A 23436-nucleotide genomic window follows, 5' to 3' on the forward strand; every position below is an offset into this window, starting at 1 on the left:
ATCGCGCATGCCCGTGTTCAACCTTTTTCCGTCAAACAACGCCTGGGGTCCCTGGGTTGTCTTCCGCCGAGCGGGAGTTTGGCCATGAACATTCAGCCAGACAATATGGCTGCAGTTGACTTCCTGCGCACGTGGGCGCCGCTAGGACCGTGGGTTGTTACGGCCATTCATCCCGACACCAAAAGAATTAACACCGCAACGTTTGATCCATCGAATATTGCGGAACTTGGGCGTTGGCTCGCTGAGTTCAACGGTAATCGCAACCTCTATTTTGAGGTAAACCCACCTATCCGGCCGCTTAACAAGAAAGCGGAACGGCGGGACATCAAAGAACTGGCTTGGCTTCACGTCGATATCGATCCCCGAGTTGGGGAAGATTTGGCCAGCGAACGCCTTCGCTGCAGAGCCTTGTTCATGAACAAGCTTCCGGACGGAGTTCCGCCACCGACAGCACTGATATTCTCGGGGGGTGGATATCAAGCATTCTGGCGGCTAGCGGACCCGTTTCACATTGGAGGAGACCTCGAATTGGCGGAGCAAGCCAAGCTGTGGAACCTTCAGCTTGAGCGGATTTTCGGCGGCGACCATTGCCATAACGTGGATCGGATCATGCGACTGCCGGGCACGGTGAACTTGCCCGACGAACGTAAACGGATAAAGGGTCGTGAAGCCGCGCTGGCGCAGCTGATCAGTTTTGATCCGCAACACGTATATCATCTTTCACAGTTCGCGCCCGCGGAAGCCGCTTCGCCGACAACAGTTGCTGTGCGTTTGGCCGAGGTGGATACGAACGCTGCGCGTCTCGATCGAGTAAGCGATCTTGATCAATGGAAGGTACCCGATCGGATAAAAGTTATTATAGTCAATGGACAGCACCCAGACGAGCCAAAACCAGCCGGAAAGGACAACAGCCGATCGGGATGGTTGTTTGATGTCACGTGCAATCTGGTTCGCTGTGGTGTGCCTAATGAGATCATTTACTCGGTCATTACAGACCCGAAATGGAAAATTTCTGAAAGCGTGTTAGGCCAGCAGCATGCTGCAGAGAAGTACGCCAAACGGCAAATCGCAAATGCTCACCAGAAGGTTCTGCTTGATGAAGCAGAGTTTCAAGTCGGCGAGTCAAACAAGGTACTCAGCAATCAGCACAATATCCGATTGGCTCTGCACAAACTTGGCGTATCCGTCCGACGCGACATTTTTCGGGACAAGCTCCTAATTGACGGATTGCTAGGCCAAGGCCCGCGTTTGGATGAGGCTGCAGTGGTTCGCCTATGGCTGCTCATTGAGGAGCGTTTTGGCTTTCGGCCCAATAAGGACTTCTTCATCGATGTCGTTGCCGATGCAGCACGCGCGACACCTTTTCATCCGGTGCATGACTATCTCCATGCGTTGTCTTGGGATGAACAGCCCCGGCTCGATAATTGGCTTTCAGTATATGGGGGAGCAGAGGATAACGAGTACACACGCGCTGTTGGCGCGTTGTTGCTCGTAGCCGCGGTCCGTCGGGTGAAGCGGCCCGGCTGCAAGTTCGACGAGATGGTCGTACTTGAGAGCAGCCAAGGGACGAACAAATCCTCAGCCCTTCGGATCATGGCCGTAGAGGACGATTGGTTTACCGATGATCTTCCTTTGAATGTAGAAAGCAAGGTGGTAATCGAAAGGCTAGCGGGTCGCTGGATTGCCGAAGCGGCAGAATTAAAGGGAATGCGCAACGGGCAAGTCGAGCATCTGAAAGCCTTTCTATCTCGGCAATCAGACAGCGCGCGATTGGCGTATGCCCGCCTGGTGGTCGAGGTTCCTCGCCAATGTGTTATTGTTGGCACCACAAATAGCGATCAGTACTTAAGAGACGGCACCGGTAACCGACGCTTCTGGCCTGTTAGAATCGCAGGCTTTGATCTGGAAGCGCTTCGTCGCGATCGAGATCAGCTTTGGGCGGAAGCAGCGAAACGAGAAGCTAGCGGTGTCAGCATTAGATTAGACCCTGCGCTATGGGCATGCGCGGCGGAACATCAGGAAGCGCGAAAGGTAGATGACCCCTTCGCCGAGACCTTTGGTGCAGTCTTGCGCGGCCTTGAAGGAAAGATAAAGGCCGAAGATGCTTGGTCCATCCTCGGCATTCCAACTGGGCATCGAACCCAGGAACTAAACGCTCGGTTGGGTGAAGCAATGCGCTCCCTCGGCTGGAAGCGCAAAAAGCTCAGGTTTGGGGGGACTAATCCCGAGTGGGCTTACGTTAGGGGTAATGACAAACATCCGAAGCGAATAATCGTGCGCTCGAACACGGATGTCGGCATAGATGCGTTTTGCGAAGGGGAGCCCGTTCCGTTTTGACGTTCCCCTCAATAATGACCGTTCCCCCGTTTCGGCAGGGAGGGCACGCAGTAAAGCGTGAAAATCGCAGAACTTTTTGAGGTCGTTCTCCCGTTCCGCGCCAATCGCCTGACTAGAGCTTTTCTCGACCGCGTCGAAGCGCTTTTTTTCTGCTAGATTCTAAATCGGGGGAACGGGAAGGAACGCTTTGAAAATGGCACGTTTAGCTTCGCTTAGGCGTTCCTCGGTCCAGGAACGTCACCGGGAACGGCAAGCGGGTCGGGTTGTATCATTTGGGCTATTTACGGTCCTATCGCGCGCGCGCGAGGGGCTCGGGTCGGTTGCGAAAATGAGAAACGTTGCTTGCGCGTTAGGGTATGTTCGACCTGTTTAGTAGTTCTTCCCCCTCCGCTCCCCCAAGCGTCAGGTTGCCCCTATTTTTTTCAGAAACCCAATCGCTTCGCTGAGTCGATCGTCACCTTCTCGAGGTTAGGCTGCTGAGATTAAGAAATGCCGCCTTTACAAATGCTGCATCTTGCTAGCGACGGCGTTCGGACAATAGCAGGCTGCGGGGTCAGAACCGCTACCATGTACCGTCGGGAGAACGACGAAAGTAGAAGTCGAGAGGCGGCGACCATTGATGAACGAGATCGAGACGTTTCAGGCTGGAAAATTGCAGGTCGATTTCATCGACCTCGTGCTGATCCAGAACACGGCCACCAACCCAATTCAGTACCGCGGAACAGGTTACATCCGGCAAACAGAGGACGACGCCCTCACGCTCACGCTCTACGCGGGAGAAACAAAAAACACGGATTTCGCTTCCGACTTCAACACTATGGGAAGCATCAAGCAGGGCACCCTCTACAAGGACAGTGACTATTTCACACTAACCGGCACATCCATCGACGGATCGGTATGGTCCGCACAGAATCTCTTGCCGCAATGCCGCTGGCTAGCCTCTAACTCCAATCCAGTCGTCAATGCGGCTGTCGGGGCGTGTGAACGCGGTCAACGAAGCAATAAGCGCCGCGGAATACGGATGCATTATTTCGGCAAAGCGGATATTCCCTGCCTGATTGACCGAGCCAAGTTTGTGGCGTGCAGCTTCGATTTCGATGTTCACAAGAAGGACGATAGCTTCACGATCGAAGTTCGCTCGGAGACCGCGTTTCCCGAGAATTTTGAGATGAAGGTCGAGGAGGCCATGCGCTTCCTCCTCGCCAAATCTGTGAGCTGCCGCGTTGTCGAAAGCCGCAACCATCTCATACTGTATTCCCGATCGCACTCCTCTCATCGCACCCGTTTGATGCCGCCGATATCGCGGGGCAGCGCGGCCTTTAACGGAAATTCGTGGCAGCTATTTGAATGCTATCTGGCGTATGTACTGACCGGATCGGAGCCCTACTGGCACACCTGCTCGAACCATTTGCACAATGCGTGTGAGGCAAGCGCGAACGCCCTCGACGCATGGGCGATCGGGCTTGGGGTCGCGGTAGAAGGCCTAGCCGGACTTCTTCCCAAACAACTCGATCCAAACTTGAACACGAGATTGAAAGCCCTGCAAGATTTCATCAACGACCAGGTATCGGGCAGCCCCGATCACAAAGCTTTCGCACCGCGTATCGCCGGAATGGTGAACGGCCTTACAACCATTCGCGCCCATGATCGGATGAATGAACTTGCCGGAAGGGGCGGCACATTGCCCGCGCTCGTGAAAGATTGGCAAAAGCTTCGCAATAGCGGAGTCCATCCGAGCAAGCGCAGCGGCGATCTATCGCAAGCGGACTACCAGCGCCTGACCGACCAAGTCTTTCATGTGACCGCGCTGATGTATCACATCGTTTTCGCGCTAATCGGATACAAAGGCCCTTATACCGACTACGCGGAGCCCGGCTTTTCGGAGCGGACGTATCCTCCGCACATGTCATAGCCTCAACTACCGCCGGTACATCGTCACCGCAGCCGAGCCGCACGGCTCGCGCCGCTGCGCTTTGAAAAAATCAGGGAAAGGAGGGCGTTAAAAACGCTGCCTCCGCACCGCGACGGTCAGCGGAGTCCGTAGCAAATAAAAAATCGCGCACCTCCGCTAAGGCTACAAAGGGCGTCGCGTCGCGAAAGCGGAAGCCGTCGGGTAGTCGGTAGCGATCCGCACAAATTCAGTGCGAATATTTGATTCATTCGACCCAATGCGTCTTGGGTACAACGTGATGGCACGAACGCTCAAAAACGGTAGGTTATGAATTTCGAAGCACAATCTTATTCAAGACAGCATGCGTTCTAGGACAAGTTTGCGCCTCTCCCAGTCGGGCATCATTTGGCTGAGCAGGTCAAAGAAAGCGCGGCCGTGATTCGAATGACGGCTATGGGCCAGCTCGTGGACAATAACATAGTCGATACAGTGCAAGGGCGCGCGGATGAGGTCGCAGTTGAGCGTGATGCGGCCTTTGCTGCTGTAGCTGCCCCAACGCCGCCGCATGGGCCGAATTGCAATTATGGGTGTCCGGGACAGCTTTCGCGAGAAGCGTTTCCTGATTGCCTCAAAGCGTTCGCGCATCTTGCTTTCCGCGTGCTCGCGGTACCAGCCTGCCAGGAGAGTGCGGACGCGCTCGCGTGACGGCTCGCCTGCGACCGTGACGCGGAAATAGCCGCACGTTAGACGGACCTTGTCTTCGTCTCCGCTCTTGACCTTCAATCGGTATTGCCGACCGAGGTAAAGGTGTGTCTCACCGCCGACGTACTGTCGCTCAGGCGTTCGCGGCAGAAACTGCTCGAAATAACGGTGTTGCCGCAGTACCCATCCCGCGCGGCGCAGCAAGCGTTGCTCGATAGCCCGTTTGTCGGTGCCCACCGGCGCAATAACTTCGACCACGCCGTCTGGATGGACAGAGATTGCAAGCGTCCTTCGTTCCGAGTGTCGCGCGTAGTAGTCGATGCTCTGGCCGGCATAGGCAATCGATCCACGCATCGGTCAGGCCATTCGCGCCCGCGCGACCTTGAGCACGCCATCGACGATCGCGTCAATCTGCTCCGGCACTAAATCGATCCCGTGCTGGTCGCGGATAATGTCGAAGAAATAATCGTCCATGCGATTTCTCATGGCGTTCTGAACGTCCACGTTTTCGATCCAGTTGACCACCTTCACGGTCTTAACGATCGATACCAGTTCCAGTGCCGCAGCGGCAAGTGCGGGCCGGACGTTGCTGCCGCCCTGCGGTCCGGCGATCCTTCCCATCGCATTGTCGAGAAAATTGAACACAGCGATCGCATGCTCGTCGATTCTTACCTCCGCGGGTACGTCGTCATGCTTAGGTCGACGGACCTGCTCGGCAGCCTCTCTTATCCTAGAGAGGTATTCGTTATTGCTTAGGCGCTTCGCTCGGTGCTCGGCGATAGCCTCGGCGATGAGATCGGAAATCTTCTTGAAGAAGACGGGGTCTTCCTCCATTCGTTCGGTGATCGTGCGCTTAGTCTGACTGGCGATCAGATCGGCCTTCGAAGCTGGCGTCGTTTGCTCAGCCACAGCCCTGTCGAACGCCGCCGTGTCGAAGATGTTGACAGCCTCTGTGACCACCTCGACGGCATCGGCGCTAATGTGGGTATCGAGCAGCTTGCGAATGCGGGACTCGTACTGCTCGAAGTCGATCGCCTCCCGGTAACGGTTGCGGACGGCCGTACGTAGCTTCTGATAGCGGCGCAAATCGTCCTTGTAGAGCCGAGCCTGAGGCTCGTTCTTGGGATCGTTCGCCCAGTCGGACGCAGCGAGTGCGGTTGCCAACAGTCGGGCGAATTCGGCGAGCAGCTCGTAGAACTCCTTGCGCAGCGCCTCGTCGGCCAGGAAAACCTCGTAGGCTTCCTCGTCACGCACCTTATCGACGCCCTTGAAGTGGTTCACAAGGTTTGCATGCGCCTGGGGAAGCTCGGCGATCCGAGCCTGCACATCGACGATCGCATGCCCGACGTCGAGGTCGTCGGGCTCGAACTCGGCGAGCGCGGAGTAGGTACGCATCGCCACGTCCAGCTCGCCCAACACGCCGGCATAGTCAACGATGTATCCATACTCCTTGTCCTCCTCGACGCGGTTCACGCGAGCGATGGCCTGGAGCAGATTGTGCCCGGTCAGTGGCTTGTCGATGTAGAGCACCGTGTCTACGGGGGCGTCGAAACCGGTCAGCAACTTTGATACCACAATCAAAAGCTCAGGCACCTCTCGCTTTTTGAACCCCTCAGTGATCTGGCGGTTGTACTCCTCCTCCCCGCCGTACTTAGCCATCATGGTTTTCCAAAATCGGACAACTGGCTCGGTAACCTCCTCGGCGGGATCGTCGCCCGTCGACCGGTCGTCGGGAGCAGACATGATAACCTCGGCGGAGATGTTTCCCATCTCGTTGAAGATCTCGTAATATTTAACAGCAGCGGCGCGTGATCGGACGGCAAATTGGGCTTTCCAGCGCGTCCCTTTCCAAAACTTCACGAAGTGCTCGGCGATGTCGTAGGCGACCGCGGAGATGGTCTGATCGCCTTGGGCGATCTCGCTGTAGCGGGCCAATTTGCGCTTCAAGTCGGTGCGTTGCTGATCCGGCAATTCGCGGGTGACCCGCTCGAACCACGTGTCGATCCCGGTCTTGTTGACCTCCTGAGCAACTTGCCTGCCTTCATAGATTAGCGGCAGAACGGCCTCGTCCTCGACCGCCTGATCGATGGTGTAGGCGTCGATGATGCCGCCGAAACGCGCAGCCGTGCTCTTCTCCGCCTTCATCAGTGGCGTGCCGGTGAAGCCGATGTAGCATGCGCGCGGGAAGACGCGCTTCATGCGCGTGTGCATCTCGCCGTACTGGCCACGATGGCTTTCATCGACGAGCAGGAAGACCTCAGTCGACCCGTCCTTAAAGTCCCGCTTCGCGATCGCGGCTTCAAATTTGTTAATGACAGTTGAGATGATCGCAGCTTTGTCGCGCGCGATAAGGTCGAGCAGGTGCGATCCGGTTTTCGCCTGGATCACGTCGGCGCCGCAGGCCTTGAACGTGTCCCGTAACTGGTCATCAAGATCGATGCGGTCCGTTACCAGAACAATGCGGCGGTTCGTGATCGCGCGGTCGAGGCCCAGGGCCTTAGCGAGCATGACCATCGTGAGCGATTTGCCCGAGCCCTGAGTGTGCCAAACGACACCGCCGCGCCGAGCTCCGTCCTCGTCACGACCGGCCTTCACGCGATCCATGATCTTGCGAACAGCGAAGAACTGTTGATAGCGCGCAACTTTCTTGATGCCGAGATCGAACAATGTGAACCGGCGGGCGAGGTCCAAGAGCCGATCGGGACGGCAGAGAGCATAGATGAGGCTATCCTGTTCTGTGACAATACGCCCCTCGTCGCGCCGTGCCTCGAAGGGCGCCTGTTCTTCGGCGAAACCGCCGCCAAAGGTACGTCGGGTCTGCTCAGCATTGAGCGGAGCATTTACGAGTTGGCCAACCGCTTTATCGTCAAACTCCTGTTCTTTCCATACGGCCCAGAATTTTGCGGCTGTACCGACGGTTGCGTATTTGGCCTGCGCCGGCTTCGCGGCCAGAACGAGTTGTACGCTGCGGAAAAGATGCGGGATCTCATCCGCGCGTTGGTAGGTGATCATTTGGCCGACGCCGGCGCTAAGCTCTACATGTGGCGCCTTACATTCGATAACCGCGAGCGGGATGCCATTGACGAACAGCACGATATCGGGACGGCGGGTTTCGTGACTGTCATTCTTCTCGATATCGAGCTCGGCAACGGCGTGGAAGGCGTTGTTAGCAGGCTCGTCCCAGTCGATGTAGCGAAGCGAGCGGCCGCGATTGACGCCTTCGATCGTCTGGTCGAGCGACGTACCGAGTTGCAGGAGGTCGGTCGTTTTCTCGTTTAGTGTCATCAGCCCGAGCGGCTCCGGCGTGCGCAGCCGCTCGATCGCCGTACGAATGTTGGCCTCGGAAAAGGGGTGGAAGCAGCCATCTTGCTCGATCCGGTTCAGCTTGGCGAGCTGAGCGGCGAGAACGTCCTCCAGCAGCACATTGCCGGGTCGGCTCCTTCGCTCGCGGTCCACTTCGGCCTTGGTTAGCAGCGTCCAGCCCGGACTCATCATTTGGAGCAAATGGAGGACAGACAACTGGGAGTTATGTACTTCGCCGTCGCGGAAGGTGCTCACTCAGCAGCCTCCCGCGGCTGGGCTATTTTCACCGACCACTCCCCGGTGAGCAATTTCTGAATCAAGCCGTGCTTTTGCTTGGCAAGCGCGTCCCGCTGCTGTTCGAGAATGACAATCTCTCGGTCAGCGCCGTCGCAAATCCGGGCGATAGTAATCTGCTTATCGAGTGGCGGAACGGGAATCCGGCACGTGAAGAACTCCTCCGCGGTGATATTCAGCAGGCCGTTGTTGCGGACGCCCGAGTTGATTAATCGATACAGTTGATGGTTCAGGAAGCCTGACCGGCAGAGATGCGCGAAATAGTCAGAATCCAGACTGGCTTTGGTCAAGCGGAAGGACACGTAGACATGCGGAACCAGACCGCTTTCGTCGTCGAGCCTATAGACGCATCCTTGGGGATATGTCTTTGAGTTGCCCTTGTTGTAGGAGAACTCTCCGCGCTTCAAAAGGGTGTAGTCTTCCACGCTTTTTCCGGCCATGAAGCGGCCGTACTTCTCGTCCTGTCTAAGAAATCCTGCCTTGCCCGAGATTGTCAGCACAGGATGGCCACCACCGTCGTCCGGCGTGCGTACCCGGCTTGAAAGATCGGACAGCGCGAGAAAGTCCGGGCGCTTGTAGGCTCCGTGCCCACTCCCGATGATAGCTCTGTGGATGGCACTACGCGCAGCATTCTTTGCAACGATTAGTCGATCGATCTCCTCGATGGCCTCATCCCAGGTGCGCAAGAGTTGGCCGATACGGCGTTGCTCATCAAGCGCAGGCACATCAATGATCTGATCTGTGACCTCCCCTCTCTGAACATGAAGCAGGCTTGCTTTGAAGCCATGCGCCTTCGCCTCAATCCGCGAAGTGACAAGTCTTAGGGCTCCGTAGAGCCAGTAGAGGTCGACTTCTTCCTTGGGCTCTACTCGGAAGATGTGCTGGTTAAGCACGCCTTTCGGGCCGGGCCAAATGCATGGCCCAAAGGAGACGCCCTTTACCCCGGCCCAAGCGAAGAGGATGACGCCCGGTTTCACGATCCACCTGTCACGAACCGGCCCGTCGTAGTAGTTGAAGTCGGTCGACCCATTGAGGTTTTGAATTCGGATTATCGGAAGACCCTGACTTCGCCACTGTTCGGGCTTGAAGCCGTTGCCATTGATAAGATCGCACAATTCCTCAAGCCGCATCGTTCGATATTGCCTACGCATCAGCGCCAAGCCCCTTAAGGTAGCCCGCCATGCGCTTCTTGATTTCGACTAGCTCAGCTTCGAGCTTCTCAATCTCCGTCCGCAGCGCTTCCACATCGATCTCGGCTTCGACCTCGAAGGCGTCGACGTAGCGCGGAATATTGAGGTTAAAGCCGTTCTCTGCGATCTCGGTCGCTGGCACGACGCGCGCGTACTTTTCGACGTCCTTGCGCGCCTTGAACGTGTCGATAATCCGGGCTGTATCCGCGGCCTCCAGGATGTTCTGCGTCTTGGCCTGCTTGAAGTCGCGGCTAGCGTCGATGAACAGCACGTCGGTCGTCTCGGCACGAGCGCCGCCCTTCTCACGACGCCGGTCGAACACAAGTACTGCGACTGGGATCGCGGTCGACTGGAACAGATTCGGCGGTAGGCCGATTACTGCATCGAGCAAGTTTTCGCGGATCACTGCCTCGCGGATCTTGCCCTCTGAACCGCTGCGGAACATCACGCCGTGAGGGACAACAACCGCGACGCGGCCGAACTTCGGCTTCGCCGTCTCGATCATGTGGGTGATGAACGCCCAGTCCGCCGTGCTTGGAGGCGGAAGTCCGCGATGCCAGCGATTGAAGCGATCGGGTTTCGGCTTGCCGTCCTCCGTCTTCTCATCACCGCCCCACTTTTTCAGAGAAAAAGGGGGATTGGCCACCACGACATCGAACACCGAGAGCCGGTCGTCCTCGATCAGCAGGGGGTTGTTGAGGGTATTGCCCCATTCGACCCGCGCACCGTCGATGTCGTGCAGGAACATGTTGAGCTTGGCGAGCGCGTGCGTGCCGCCGTTCACCTCCTGCCCAAATAGGGCGAAGTCCTTGCTACCGATCTCGTAAGCCGTCTCGATCAGGAGCGAGCCCGAGCCGCATGCTGGATCGCAGATCCGCTCTCCCGGCTTCGGCGCCACCAGCTTTGCGAGAAGACGGCTCACCTGCAAAGGCGTGTAGAATTCACCCGCCTTTTTCCCGGCCTCGGAGGCGAAGCGCTCGATGAGGTAGATATAGGCTTCACCAATGGCCTCATCCTCGACGACATGGCCCGGCCGGAGATCGAGCTTGGCGAAGTCTTCGAGCAGGTTCTTGATGCGGCGATTCCGATCTTTCGTCTCGCCGAGCTTAGTAGCCGAGTTGAAGCTCACATTGCGGAACACACCGCCGAGTTTCGCCTTGTTCGTGCTCTCAATCGCTTCCAGAGCGATGTCGACGCGCTCGCCGATGTTGTTCGCGTCGCGCGCAGCATAGAGTTCATCGAAGGTCGAGCCCTCGGGCATGACGAAGCGCTCGCGTTGCATGCGTCGCTGCACGCGGACTTCGTCACCCTTGAGATCGCGACGGTTGTCGTCGAGATGCTGCTTCCAAACATCCGAAATGAATTTCAGGAACAGCATGATTAGGATGTAATCTTTGTACTCGGCTGGGTCGATCAACCCGCGGAAAGTATTACAGGCCGCCCACGCGACACGTTTAATGTCGTCCATTGAGGTTTTCTCCGCTTGAGTAGTCTTGTCGGTCACGCGATTTTCCTCTCATTTGACCCGACATCTGAGTGGCGAGGGGCGCATGTCACGCATCGCCCCTGCCAGAGTCGTGGTGGTTTTCTCAGCGGTCCCCACAAGGCGGACGGTACCGAGCCCGCAATTCGCGCTCGATCCGCATGCGCGAGGTCTCATCACAGTAGAGTGCAGCATAAGAGAGCAACAGCCCTTGCCGCGCCCATGCCTGAGCGCGGTCGTGTGCCTGAACCCGGGTCCGGATCCAGCCCGACTCGCCGATGTCTACGACCTTCTTGCCGTTCATCGTGGCTCCGAGCACGGCGTAAACGCCGGATCGGTCGGACAGATGGATGGGTGACGAATAGCTGCCGTCGAACGTGTAGTTGCCGATCGTGATTGCCATCTATAGATACTTCCTGTCTTAGCAGTCCTAGGACATGGCCTGGGGGCGCGCTAACGCCTAACCAGACCGGTGAAGGAACCGAGTACGAGCTAACGTCCTCGGTTCCTCTCCGCCCTCTCCTCAAGGAGTGCGCGAAGCTGGATGCGGCGAAGTTCGGCGAGTCGAGCTTCGATCCGCGATTGTTGGCGCAAGGTTTCTCCCAGCGCGACGATCTTCTTCTGATCCTCCAATGACGGTACGAGCACTTCCACTTGCTCAAGTTCACTTTTCTTCAGATTGGCAATGGTGGCGCCAGTTGCGCGCGCACGCAGATCGACCTGGGTAACTGGATCGTTGAGATAATGCGCGAGATAGGCCGGACACACGACAGCGCTTGGGGTGATGACGAGCACGCTCGCGCTAGCAACCATCGGCGCCTTGTGGGACGGCACGACCCCAGCTCGGTGGCTTTGGCCGCGCGACTGAAGCAGCACTTCCCCGGCTACCAGGACCGGAAGCTCGCCCTGAACCGGCAAAGCGGAAACTCGTAGCAAATTTAAAGGATGGACGAGGCCGTCCGGAGTGATGTCACCGGATTGGACGACGGCGATGGGAGCACCCTCGACGTGGCGGATAGCTTCCCGGAAGGCCATTCCGGAGCGGACGCTCGCGATGCTAGCTATTGATGTTTTCAAAACAGTACAGCCTTTCGGCAATATCAATGTGCCGCTCGCTACTATCGCGATTCATCCGTTCTGTCAAATATATCTGAAGTAGGATCTTTCCTGAAAACTTTCCGAAGGGGGTTGAGGGTTGGTCAGGTGGACTCAACCCGAGGAGAGATCGATTATCGATCCCACGCCCGCGCCCGCGGCAAAACGAAGGTGGTGCGATCAGTGACGAGCCTCAACGCCGAATTGTTGGAACTCAATTGAATCGACTGACCTTCTTTTTGCCCTCGCGGCCGTGGACCACCGCTGGCAGCTCGGGGGCTTTCGCGCTGCTGCTGGTCGCGATCTACTTCCGGGCATCAGGGCGAGCGAACTATTGAAAGCAAACGCTTCCGCCGGGAAGCAACGATCAATGCGGAGCGCATCTCCAAAATCTGGGAGGACCATCTCCTCTACCTGCAGGCGTCGGGGTGCCGCGATGGGGTTTAGCTCGGTGGGCTCGCTCCCCCCTGCACTCCCCCGGCCCAAAAATAAAACAGCCGCCCTTCGGCGGCTTTTCGTAACTAACAGTTTTATCGAGCCAATTTGGAGCGGGCGAAGGGATTCGAACCCTCGACCCCGACCTTGGCAAGGTCGTGCTCTACCCCTGAGCTACACCCGCATCCGAAAACAGGCAGCCAATCATCGACCGCCGAAGGGCAGAGCTATGCCAAATGCGGCGCGCGAATGCAACAGCCAGATATGACGTCGTCTGCCCTAAGTCCCCTCCATGCTGGATGGCAGCCGCGATACCGGAGCCATTCCGGGACGGAACGATGCTCCGCCCGCCAATTGCAATATTTCCGCGCAGGGACCAATTTATGGGCCCGGATCGTGCTAGCTAAGGATATGCGAACTTTGGGACGGCGCAGACCGCTCCTTCCGGGGACATCAGGCGAGGATCACGTGACCATAGTCGAGCACGGCAGCGAGCCGCCACCGCAGGCGTCGGATCTGATCAACGAGACGACGACCCAGACCTTCATGAAGGATGTCGTCGAGGAATCGATGCGCCAGCCGGTGCTGGTCGATTTCTGGGCGCCGTGGTGTGGACCATGCCGCCAATTGACCCCGATCCTGGAAAAGGCGGTGCGCGCCGCCGCCGGCAAGGTCAAGCTGGCGAAGATGAATATCGACCAGCATCCTGCCATTTTTCAGCAGCTTGCGGCACAAACCGGTAATCAGTCGATTCCGGCGGTGTTCGCTTTTACCGGTGGGCGACCGGTCGACTTCTTCATGGGCGTTGTGCCCGAGAGCCAGATCAAGAGCTTCATCGACAAGCTGACGCAAGGCGCGGGAGCGGCGCCCGGCACTCCGAATATCGAAGAAATCTTGCAAGAGGCAGAAGCCGCGCTCGCCGCAGGCGATCCGACCACGGCGGCCGAGGTCTATGCCGAGGTTCTCGGTATCGACGCCGCCAATCTTCCGGCGATCGCCGGACTTGCGCGTTGCTATGCGACCACCGGCGCGATCGACAAAGCCAAGCAAACACTCGCGCTGGTGCCGGAAACGAAGCGCGGCGACGCCGCCGTGACAACCGTGCAGGCCATGATCGACCTCGCCGAACAGGCGAGTTCACTCGGTCCGGTCGTCGAACTCGAGCAGAAGGTTGCGACCAACCCGCTCGATCATCAGGCGCGATTCGATCTGGCTACCGCGCTGAACGCTGGTGGCCAACGCAGCGAGGCCACCGATCACCTGCTGGAAATCGTCAGGCGCGACCGCAAATGGAACGATGATGCCGCCCGCAGGCAGCTCGTGCAATTCTTCGAAGCGTGGGGCGCCGCGGACGAAGCCACCGTCGAGGGACGCAAACGCCTGTCGACGATCCTGTTTTCTTAAGCGGTCCGGTCTCACATTTGCGTCCGTTCAGCGAACGGCCTGCGAATGTAAGACAGGGAAAGACCGCTACAAGCTTTGCCCGTGAGAACATTTTCCGGCTAAGTGGAATCCGGTTAGACGTTAGAAAATGCTCTCACTTTAATAACTTGCGCTTATTCTCATCGCAAAACCGGTATCCACTTTTGCGGAATACGCGCTAGCACCGGACTCGTTCATGCCCATCAATGCCGAATACCGCGGACCCGGTGACCTTCCCGAAGTGATACCAGTGTTCCCGCTGCCCGGCGCACTGCTGCTGCCGCGCGGCCAAATGCCGCTCAACATCTTCGAAATGCGCTATCTCGCAATGGTCGACGACGCGCTCCGGGACGGCCATCGCTTGATCGGCATGATCCAGCCCGACATCGCCCATTCTGCGAGCGAGGACAAGCCGGAGCTGTTCCATGTCGGCTGCGTCGGGCGCATCACGCAGTTCGCCGAATCCGGCGACGGCCGTTATATCCTCGAGCTCACCGGCGTCTCGCGTTTCAAGGTCGTGGAAGAGCCGACGGTGTTGACGCCCTATCGCCAGTGCAAGGTCGATTTCTTTGCTTACGCCGATGATCTGACCGCACGCAAAGGCGAGGACGCCGTCGACCGCAAACGGCTGCTCGAGGTGCTGAACGATTTTCTCAAGGTCAACGACTTGAAGGTAGACTGGAGCGACATCGAAAACGCCCCGAACGAGGCACTGGTCAACGCGCTGGCGATGATGTCGCCCTATGGCCCGTTGGAAAAGCAGGCGATGCTGGAGGCAACCGACCTTAAAACGCGCGCGGAAATCTTGATCGCGGTGACCGAAATGGACCTCGCAAAAAAACGCACCAGCGGCGACCCCGGATTGCAGTAGCTAACGAAGCGTCTCAACTGGTGGAGTGGAGTGGATTGGACATTCGCCACCGACGTGCGGCAAACTCGGCAAGCGAATGTCAGATTCAACCACAACCCACATGAACCCACCCGCCCGACTTGATCCTTTGAAGAGACCCGCATGACGCCGCCCCCCTCCGATCGTCCCGAAGATACCGTCGATCCAAAGCTTCTGGAGATTCTGGTCTGCCCGGTCACCAAGGGACCGCTGGAATTCGACGGCAAACGGCAGGAACTGATTTCGCGCTCGGCGAGACTAGCCTACCCGATCCGCGACGGCATTCCGATCATGCTGCCGGAAGAGGCCAGGAAGATCGAGTGAGGGTATATCGAGCGAGGATGATGCACGCCGCCTGGCTCTTCATTTCTCATCGGAAGAGGCATCGTCCTGACGGCGGCGACGCCACTCGGAGCGCCGCAGCCGTGCTCTCGCGTCATTGCACCATCTCGCCGTGCTGGCTGATGTCGAGACCTTCGCGTTCGTTCTCGCCGCTGACCCGCAGACCGATCACCGCCTTGATGGCAAGCAGGATGATCAGGGTGACGATGGCGTCGTACACGATCGTGGCGAGGATGCCGTAGATCTGGACGATCACCTGATGGGCGTTGCCGTCGATCAGGCCCGTGCCGGCCTTGTTGATGGCGGTGCGGGCGAACACGCCGGTGAGCAGCGCGCCGATGATGCCGCCGACGCCGTGGACGCCGAAGGCGTCGAGGCTGTCGTCATAGCCCATCATGTGCTTGAGGCCGGTGGCGCCCCAGTAGCAGCCGATGCCGGCGACGGCGCCGATGACCAGCGCGCCGCACGGATCGACGAAGCCGGAGGCCGGGGTGATGGCGACGAGACCGCCGACCGCGCCGGAGCAGATGCCGAGCGCGCTCGGCTTGCCGCGCAAGCCCCACTCGACGACCATCCAGGCCAGCGCCGCGGCGGCGGTTGCGATCTGGGTCACCGCCATCGCCATGCCGGCCTGTCCGCCCGCCGTCACCGCCGAACCGGCGTTGAAACCGAACCAGCCGACCCACAAGAGCGACGCGCCGATCATGGTCAGCACCAGGTTATGCGGCGCCATGTTCTCGCTGCCGTAACCCTTGCGCTTGCCGAGCACCAGCGCGCAGACGAGGCCCGCGACGCCGGCGTTGATATGGACCACGGTGCCGCCGGCGAAGTCCAGCACGCCGAGACCGCCGAGGAATCCGCCGCCCCAGACCCAGTGCGCGACCGGCGCATAGACCAATAGCGACCACAGGCCCATGAACCACATCATCGCCGAGAACTTCATCCGATCCGCGATCGCGCCGCAGATCAGCGCTGGCGTGATGATCGCGAACGTCATCTGGAAGCACATGAACACCGATTCCGGGATCGTCGGCGCGGCGGCGGCGATGGAGTCCGTGCCCATGCCCATCAGCAGCATGCGCGAGGCGCCGCCGAGAAGGTTCGTACCCTCGGTGAAGGCCCAGCTATAGCCGATCACCATCCAGAGCACGGTGGCGAGGCAGGTGATGGCGAAACTCTGCATCACCGTGGCGAGCACATTCTTCTTGCGCACCATGCCGCCGTAGAACAGTGCGAGGCCGGGGATCGTCATCATCAGCACGAGCGCGGTGGAGGTCAGCATCCACGCGGTGTCGCCCGAATCCAGTTTGGGCGGCGGTGGCGCGGCAGGGGCGACCGCTGCGGCGCTCTGGGCAAACGCGACGTCGGCAAATCCCGCAAGGCCGGCTGCGGCGAGTATCGCCGCGATGGCCAGTCCCGCGCGGGCCGGGCGTTCGAACGTCATGTGCTTTACTCCTGATTGAGGAAGGATGAGCGCGAAATCAGATCGCAGCGGCATCGAGATCGCCGGTGCGGATGCGAACCGCATGCTCGAGATTGATGACGAAGATCTTGCCGTCGCCGATCCTGTCGGTTCGCGCCACCGAGGCGATGGTTTCGACGACCGCATCGACCAGGCCGGAATTGACCGCGACCTCGACCTTGATCTTCGGCAGAAAGCTCACGGTGTATTCGGCGCCGCGATAGATTTCCGTATGGCCTTTCTGGCGGCCGTATCCCTTGACTTCCGTCACCGTCAGACCGTGCACGCCGATCGCGGTCAGGGCATCGCGAACCTCTTCGAGCTTGAAGGGCTTGATGATCGCCATAACGATTTTCATGTGTCCGGCTCCCCCTGGGCCCGGCTGCAACATGCCGGGCTCCGCGCCGGGAAGGTCGCGGCGCAGGCGCAGCCGCAACCAGGGAATCAAATGCTGTGCCAAACCGGCCCAATTGCTTAACGACCTGTGAATTCAAGGCTTTTTGGCTCGGCTGCCACGCGGTGCGACATCGGGCGGAACGCTCCGCTCAAAGCCTGACCACATCTGCTCAAAAGAAAGGCAGCATCCGGATTTCAGGATGTTTTGCTCAAGGGGAAGGCATCAGGAGTGCGTTCGAGAGGTTCGAAACACCGGTACCGATCAGAAAAAGCCCGGTTCTGAAACCAGAACCGGGCCAAGGAAAACGCCGTCATATCGAAGTCGTCATGCAGCTATTGCAGCGCCTCGCCGTGCTGGGAAATGTCGAGTCCTTCCAGCTCGTTCTCGCGGGAGACCCGTAGCGCCACGAAAGCGCCGACCAGCTTGAGGAGGCCGTAAGTCACCGCACCTGACCAGAGCAGGGTGACGGCCACGCCATAGAACTGCAGCAGCAACTGGCGCGGGTTGCCTTCGAGCAGGCCGGGCACGCCGCCGATCGACGAGGTCGCGAACACCCCGAGCAGCAGGGTCCCGGTCATTCCGCCAATGCCGTGGACGCCGAATACGTCGAGCGAATCGTCATAGCGGAAGCGATGCTTGAGGCTAGTGCAGGCCCAGTAGCAGATCAGGCCGGCAACGATTCCGATGACGATGCCTTGCAGGGGCGTGACAAAGCCGGAGGCCGGCGTGATCGTGCCGAGACCCGCAACCGCGCCCGAGATCATGCCGAGTACGGAGGGCTTGCGCCGCGTCGCCCACTCGATGGCTACCCATGTCAGCGCGCCCGCGCAGGCGGCGAGATGCGTGGCGATAATCGCCATCACCGCGCGCGAATTCGCAGCCAGCGCGGAGCCACCGTTGAATCCGAACCAGCCGACCCACAAAAGCCCCGTGCCCATCACAGCGAGGGACAAATCGTAGGGCGACAAATTGTCCGAACCATAGCCGTGACGGCTACCGAGGACTTTCGCCGCGACCAGCCCCCCTACGCCGGCGCTGAGATGCACCACCAGCCCGCCCGCGAAATCCTGCACGCCGGCAGCGCCGAGGAAGCCGCCGCCCCACACCCAATGCGCAAGCGGAATGTAGACAAAGATAAACCAGCCGATCGAAAACAGCAGATAGGCTGAGAAGCGCATCCGGTCTGCCACCGAGCCCGCCACCAGCGCCACGGTGATGATCGCGAAGGTCATCTGGTAAAGCATGAACAGCGCTTCGGGGATGGTCTTTGCCGCAGGATTGACGGCGTCCATGCTCATACCGGCCAGAAACATGCGGCCGAACGATCCCAGCCACGGCCCGTCGCCTGTGAACGCCAGCGAGTAACCGAACGCCACCCACAGAATCGAAATCACCGCAACCGCTGCGAGACTTTGCGCCATCGTCGCCAGCACGTTCTTTTTGCGCACCATTCCCGAATAGAACAACGCCAGCCCCGGGATCGTCATCATCAGCACGAAGGCCGTGGCGACGATCATCCATGCGGTATCGGCGGCGTTCACCGTCGGAGCATCGCTGGCCGCGAGGCTCGGTGTGCCTGTTGTTGCCAAAATTGCAATTGCAAAGACCGTCGTCGCAGCGCGTGCTGCCCAACGCGAAAGTGCCCCCATTGTCGTTCCTCGGTCTTCGCTTCTCTTATTTGCTCAAACAAGACTTATGTCCCGGAGGCGACGCAGCGTTCTTCACACTGTTCCGCAGAGCCGGGACTGTCTCAAGCCCTATCTTCGTTACGGCCCCGGCTCAGCAGCGCAGTATCCGGGGTAACGCGTTCAACATCGTCAGAGCGCGTCACCGTCGGTCTCGCCGGTGCGGATGCGCAGGGCGTGATCGATCGGAATCACGAAGATCTTGCCGTCGCCGATCTGGCCGGTGCGCGCGGCCGCGGTGATGACCTCCACCGCTTTGTCCGCAAGCTCCGACGACACCGCGACCTCGATCCGTAGCTTAGGCAGGAAGTTTACGACGTATTCGGCGCCGCGATAGATCTCGGTATGGCCCTTCTGGCGGCCGTAGCCTTTGACCTCGGTCACGGTCATGCCATGCACCCCGATCGCGGTCAGCGCTTGGCGGACCTCGTCGAGCTTGAAAGGTTTAATAACGGCGACGACGAATTTCATGATGACGCTTCCGCTCAATGGACAATACGTTAGCTGACTTCGCACGATTGAGTCTGGCATCTTTCCGTGCAACTCGCACAAAAAACTTGCAGCCCGGACGAAAAACATGCCGAGGGTTTGTCACAGTGTAGAGACCTCGGCACAGAACGGGCCGGTTTTTCGCCTGAACCAGGTTCGCGTCGTTGCGACTAACGGAGGTCCGCCGGCAAGGCCGATGGCGGCTTGGGGAAATTCATGCCGAACCGTCTGTGGTTTTTGCCTCGGGAAATGCGCTGACACCGCTCTAGCGCCGCTCGCGCACCGAGCCTTCCTGCACCACGGACGCGACCAGCGTGCCGTCCTGCCTGAAGATCAGGCCGCGGGCGAGACCACGGCCGTTCTGGGCGCTCGGCGAATCCTGCGCATAGAGCAGCCACTCGTCGGCGCGGAACGGGCGGTGAAACCACATGGCATGATCGAGCGATGCGGCCATCATATGCTTGTCGAACAGCGTGCGGCCATAGCGCGCCATCACCGCATCCAGCAGAGCGAAATCCGACGCATAGGCCAGCGCACACATGTGCAGCGCCGGGTCGTCGGGCAGACTCGACGCGGTGCGGATCCAGACATGGACACGGCCGTCCTCGATCTTCTCGCCGAAGTAGCGGTTGAGTTCGACCGGGCGCAGTTCGATCGGCCGGTCCGATTCATAGTAACGGCGGATGAACTCGGGCACTTCCTTGAACATCGGCTGCTTGACGAATTCCTCCGGCGAGAGGCTCTCCGGCGGCGGCACGTCGGGCATCCGGTCCTGATGATTGAAGGCGCCTTCCTCTTCCGCATGGAACGAGACCATGAGCGAGAAGATGGCGCGGCCATGCTGGATCGCGGTGACGCGCCGCGTCGAGTAGCTCTTGCCGTCGCGCAACCGCTCCACTTGATAGATGATCGGGATCTCGGGGTCGCCCGGTAGAATGAAATAGCAATGCAGCGAATGCGGCAGGCGGCCTTCGACGGTGCGGCAGGCCGCTACCATCGCCTGCGCGATCACCTGCCCGCCGAATACCCGCTGCCAGCCCGTCTTCGGGCTGTTGCCCCGGAACAGGTTTTCCTCGATCGGCTCCAGATCAAGGATCGCGATCAGATCGATCAGACTTTTGGACATCGCGACGCCTTCATCATGAACTCATGCGTTGTCATACCGTTAATCCCGGGTTCGCGGCCTCCAGCGTCCTGGAACGACGACACGGGCCAAGTGGTCGCTAAAGAAGCAACGTTTGGAAACCGGTTTCGCCCGGCTATACTGCGGCGGCACAGAAGCAAGGCGTACCATGACGACACAACAGAGCATTGTCATCTGCGGCGGCGCTTTCGCGGGACTGGCGCTGGCGCTGGCGCTGCGCCAGGGGCTGGGCGCCGGGGTTCCGATCGTGGTCGCCGATCCGGCGCTGGCGAACCGGCCGAGCCGCGATCCGCGCGCCACCGCGATCGTTGCCGCCTGCCGCCGCCTGTTCGAGACGCTCGGGGTCTGGAACGAGGTCGCCGGCACCGCGCAGCCGATCCTCGATATGGTGGTCACGGATTCCAAGCTCGAGGACGCCACCCGCCCGACATTTCTGACGTTTACCGGCGAGGTCGAGCCGGGCGAACCGTTCGCGCACATGGTCGAGAATCGTTATCTGATCGAGGCGCTCGCGTCTCGCGCGGAAGCGGCAGGCGTCGAGTTGCGCGCGACCGCGGTGACGGGAAACGACGTGCGCCCGGGCGGAGTCATGGTCTCGCTGGCCGACGGCTCGACGATTGACGCGAGCCTTCTGGTGGCGGCCGACGGTGCGCGTTCAAGGCTGCGCGAACGCGCCGGAATCGCCACCCACGGCTGGGAGTACGACCAGTCCGGCATCGTCGTCACCGTCGGCCACGAGCGCGATCATCAGGGCCGCGCCGAAGAACATTTTCTCCCCGCCGGGCCGTTCGCGATCCTGCCGCTGACGGGCAAGCGCTCGTCGCTGGTGTGGACCGAGAAGCGAGCGGATGCCGCACGCATCGTCGCGCTTGCCGAAGAAGAATTTCATGCCGAGCTGGAGCAGCACTTCGGCCTGCACCTCGGCGAGATCAAGGCGCTCGACAAGCCGCGCGCATTTCCGCTTCATTATTTCGTCGCGCGCTCTTTCATCGCCGAACGGCTGGCGCTGGTCGGCGACGCGGCGCATGTGATTCACCCGATCGCGGGTCAGGGCCTCAACCTCGGACTGAAGGATGTCGCCGCGCTGGCGGAAACCATAGTCGACGCTGTCAGGCTCGGCATCAATCCGGGGCAGGCCGATGTGCTCGAGCGCTATCAGCGCTGGCGGCGCTTCGACACCATGGCGATGGGCTTCGCCACCAACACGCTCAATGTTTTGTTCTCGAACGAATCGGCGCTGCTGCGCGGCATGCGCGACATCGGCCTCGGTCTGGTCGACCGTATGCCGCCTTTGAAGAATGCGTTCATCCGGCAGGCGGCGGGCCTGACCGGCGAGGTGCCACGGCTGTTGAAGGGCGAGGCGCTGTAGGGCGGCAAGTCGGTGGTCTCCCGCAGACGCTGGGGGACCTCGTTCCTCGGTATTTGTTATTTCGGGAAACAAATCCGGTCGCGGTACACGGGCCACCGCAATGTCATTGCGCATTAACAAGAACATAACAAGAAAATCCGCCCTCCCACCGATGGTTAATCGCGTCTTAACCTCGCCGTACCTATGGTACTCAACTGTCTTTCGTCCGGCTATTGGGTGCGGCCGAACGTCTTGAAAGTGTTGACGCTTAACCGATGGCAACCACCGCTTCATCGCGCGCGGCGCCAGGCGCCGTCAGTCCGGCCGAGTCCGCCGCCAGCAGAGCTGCGTCCACAACGCCGGGCGAGCGGTCACCGTTCGCGCGGACGGCGGAGCTGCTTGCGCCCTACGAGCCCGGACAACCTCTGATCACGTTGTCGCTGGGCGAGCCGCAGCACCCGCCGCCCGACTTCGTCGCTCCGATATTGTCTCAATATATCAACGAGTTTCGACGCTATCCGATGGCGCGGGGGATCGAGCCGTTCCGCCGCACGGCCGCGAACTGGCTGTCGAGGCGCTTCGCCCTGCCCCGTGCCGTCGATCCCGAGACCGAGATTCTGGTGCTGAACGGCAGCCGCGAGGGGCTGTTTTTCGCCGCGATCGCCGCCGCCCGCTACGTCGCGCCTCGCATGGGCACGCCGGCCATCCTGATGCCGAACCCGTTTTACCCGGCCTACAGCGCGGGCGCACGCGCTGCACATTGCGAAACCATCTTCCTGCCGACCACGCGCGCCAACGGTTTCCTGCCCGACCTCGATTCCATCGATGAGAGCACGCTGGCGCGGACGGTCGCGATCTATCTTGCCTCCCCCGCCAACCCACAGGGAACGACGGCCTCGCGCGATTACCTCTCGCGCCTGATCGCGCTGGCGCGCCGTCACGGCTTCCTCGTGTTCTCGGACGAATGCTACTCGGAAATCTATACGCGGGACGCACCCGGCAGCGCGCTGGAATGCGCGGGGCCGGATTTCGCCAATGTCGTCGCGTTCCAGTCGCTGTCGAAACGCTCGAACCTGCCGGGGCTACGGGTCGGTTTCGCGGCCGGCGATGGCAAATTCCTTTCCGCCTTTCATGAATTGCGCAACGTCGCGTCGCCTCAGGTGCCGGTGCCGCTGCAGCATGTCGCGGTGGCGGCCTATGGCGACGAAGCGCATGTCGAGGAGAACCGCCGGCTCTACCGGCTCAAATTCGACCTCGCCGACCAGATCCTCGGCCATCGTTACGGCTACAGCCGCCCGGCCGGCGGCTTCTGCATCTGGCTGGATGTCTCCGCTTATGGCGGCGATGAGGCCGTGGCCGTCAGGCTCTACAAGGAAGCCGGCATTCGTGTCGTGCCCGGAAGCTATCTGGCGCGTCCGCAAGCCGACGGCTTAAATCCCGGCGCGGGCTACGTCCGTCTGGCGCTGGTAGCGGACACTGAAACAACGGCCGAGGCATTGCATCGGCTGGTGAAAACTCTCGATTAATC

At 59.9% G+C, this 23436-nt stretch carries 18 protein-coding genes and 1 tRNA gene; 7 read left to right on the top strand and 12 right to left on the bottom strand.

The features are described from left to right. Positions 1-84 precede the first annotated feature (84 nt). The gene (locus tag ACZ5IL_RS01100; RefSeq protein WP_464594642.1) at positions 85-2337 is read left to right on the top strand and encodes a VapE domain-containing protein; all 2253 of its coding nucleotides are present in this window, start codon (positions 85-87) and stop codon (positions 2335-2337) included. A 619-nt stretch (positions 2338-2956) separates the two neighbouring features. Continuing rightward, positions 2957-4249, top strand: a complete 1293-nt coding sequence (locus ACZ5IL_RS01105; RefSeq protein ID WP_464594643.1) for a hypothetical protein — start codon at positions 2957-2959, stop codon at positions 4247-4249. Between the two features lie 330 nt (positions 4250-4579). Here ACZ5IL_RS01105 and ACZ5IL_RS01110 read toward each other — a convergent pair whose 3' ends face one another. The 7 genes from ACZ5IL_RS01110 to ACZ5IL_RS01140 all read right to left on the bottom strand — a co-directional run bounded on the left by ACZ5IL_RS01110 (position 4580) and on the right by ACZ5IL_RS01140 (position 12914). After that, positions 4580-5284: a M48 family metallopeptidase gene (locus ACZ5IL_RS01110; RefSeq protein WP_464594644.1), complete on the bottom strand. Its 705-nt coding sequence runs from the start codon at positions 5282-5284 to the stop codon at positions 4580-4582. Between the two features lie 3 nt (positions 5285-5287). Further along, positions 5288-8488, bottom strand: coding sequence for a type I restriction endonuclease subunit R (locus ACZ5IL_RS01115; RefSeq protein ID WP_464594646.1), 3201 nt, complete (start codon positions 8486-8488; stop codon positions 5288-5290). Next, a complete protein-coding gene (locus ACZ5IL_RS01120; RefSeq protein WP_464594648.1) occupies positions 8485-9678 on the bottom strand; it encodes a restriction endonuclease subunit S in 1194 nt (397 codons plus the stop codon). Before ACZ5IL_RS01120 ends, ACZ5IL_RS01115 begins: the two co-directional genes overlap by 4 nt. Next, a complete protein-coding gene (locus tag ACZ5IL_RS01125) occupies positions 9671-11221 on the bottom strand; it encodes a type I restriction-modification system subunit M (protein ID WP_464594650.1) in 1551 nt (516 codons plus the stop codon). The genes ACZ5IL_RS01120 and ACZ5IL_RS01125 overlap by 8 nt, the downstream gene beginning before the upstream one ends. An 85-nt stretch (positions 11222-11306) precedes the next feature. After that, a complete protein-coding gene (locus ACZ5IL_RS01130) occupies positions 11307-11603 on the bottom strand; it encodes a hypothetical protein (protein ID WP_464594652.1) in 297 nt (98 codons plus the stop codon). Positions 11604-11692: 89 nt separating this feature from the next. Beyond that, on the bottom strand, positions 11693-12235 hold the full coding sequence (locus ACZ5IL_RS01135; protein ID WP_464594653.1) for a restriction endonuclease subunit S: 543 nt from the start codon (positions 12233-12235) through the stop codon (positions 11693-11695). A 604-nt stretch (positions 12236-12839) separates the two neighbouring features. After that, positions 12840-12914: transfer RNA gene (locus ACZ5IL_RS01140), tRNA-Gly, on the bottom strand. A 284-nt stretch (positions 12915-13198) separates the two neighbouring features. On the opposite strand from ACZ5IL_RS01140, the gene ACZ5IL_RS01145 reads away from it, so the two are divergent. From ACZ5IL_RS01145 to ACZ5IL_RS01155, 3 genes are all read left to right on the top strand, one after another. Beyond that, complete coding sequence (locus ACZ5IL_RS01145; protein ID WP_464594655.1) at positions 13199-14134, top strand: tetratricopeptide repeat protein; 936 nt, start codon at positions 13199-13201, stop codon at positions 14132-14134. Positions 14135-14348: 214 nt separating this feature from the next. Next, positions 14349-15023 carry an LON peptidase substrate-binding domain-containing protein gene (locus tag ACZ5IL_RS01150; protein ID WP_079445126.1) on the top strand — a complete coding sequence of 225 codons (675 nt, stop codon included), beginning with the start codon at positions 14349-14351 and terminating at the stop codon, positions 15021-15023. A 141-nt stretch (positions 15024-15164) separates the two neighbouring features. Next, complete coding sequence (locus ACZ5IL_RS01155; protein WP_079445127.1) at positions 15165-15365, top strand: Trm112 family protein; 201 nt, start codon at positions 15165-15167, stop codon at positions 15363-15365. Positions 15366-15477: 112 nt separating this feature from the next. On the opposite strand, the gene ACZ5IL_RS01160 is transcribed toward ACZ5IL_RS01155, so the two are convergent. From ACZ5IL_RS01160 to tesB, 5 genes are all read right to left on the bottom strand, one after another. Then, positions 15478-16827, bottom strand: a complete 1350-nt coding sequence (locus tag ACZ5IL_RS01160) for an ammonium transporter (protein ID WP_464594656.1) — start codon at positions 16825-16827, stop codon at positions 15478-15480. A gap of 37 nt (positions 16828-16864) precedes the next feature. Continuing rightward, positions 16865-17203, bottom strand: a complete 339-nt coding sequence (locus tag ACZ5IL_RS01165; RefSeq protein ID WP_464594658.1) for a P-II family nitrogen regulator — start codon at positions 17201-17203, stop codon at positions 16865-16867. 371 nt (positions 17204-17574) lie between these two features. Further along, positions 17575-18891, bottom strand: a complete 1317-nt coding sequence (locus ACZ5IL_RS01170; protein ID WP_464594659.1) for an ammonium transporter — start codon at positions 18889-18891, stop codon at positions 17575-17577. Between the two features lie 168 nt (positions 18892-19059). Further along, positions 19060-19398 (bottom strand): P-II family nitrogen regulator, encoded by a 339-nt coding sequence (locus tag ACZ5IL_RS01175; RefSeq protein WP_425907325.1) that lies wholly within the window; start codon positions 19396-19398, stop codon positions 19060-19062. 283 nt (positions 19399-19681) lie between these two features. Beyond that, positions 19682-20542, bottom strand: a complete 861-nt coding sequence (tesB, locus tag ACZ5IL_RS01180) for an acyl-CoA thioesterase II (RefSeq protein ID WP_464594660.1) — start codon at positions 20540-20542, stop codon at positions 19682-19684. Between the two features lie 166 nt (positions 20543-20708). Between tesB and ACZ5IL_RS01185 the strand changes: the two genes are divergently transcribed. Continuing rightward, complete coding sequence (locus ACZ5IL_RS01185; protein ID WP_464594661.1) at positions 20709-21929, top strand: ubiquinone biosynthesis hydroxylase; 1221 nt, start codon at positions 20709-20711, stop codon at positions 21927-21929. Positions 21930-22183: 254 nt separating this feature from the next. Next, positions 22184-23434, top strand: a complete 1251-nt coding sequence (locus ACZ5IL_RS01190) for an aminotransferase class I/II-fold pyridoxal phosphate-dependent enzyme (RefSeq protein WP_464594663.1) — start codon at positions 22184-22186, stop codon at positions 23432-23434. Positions 23435-23436: the final 2 nt, after the last annotated feature.

The organism is Nitrobacter sp. CN101, assembly GCF_055390255.1.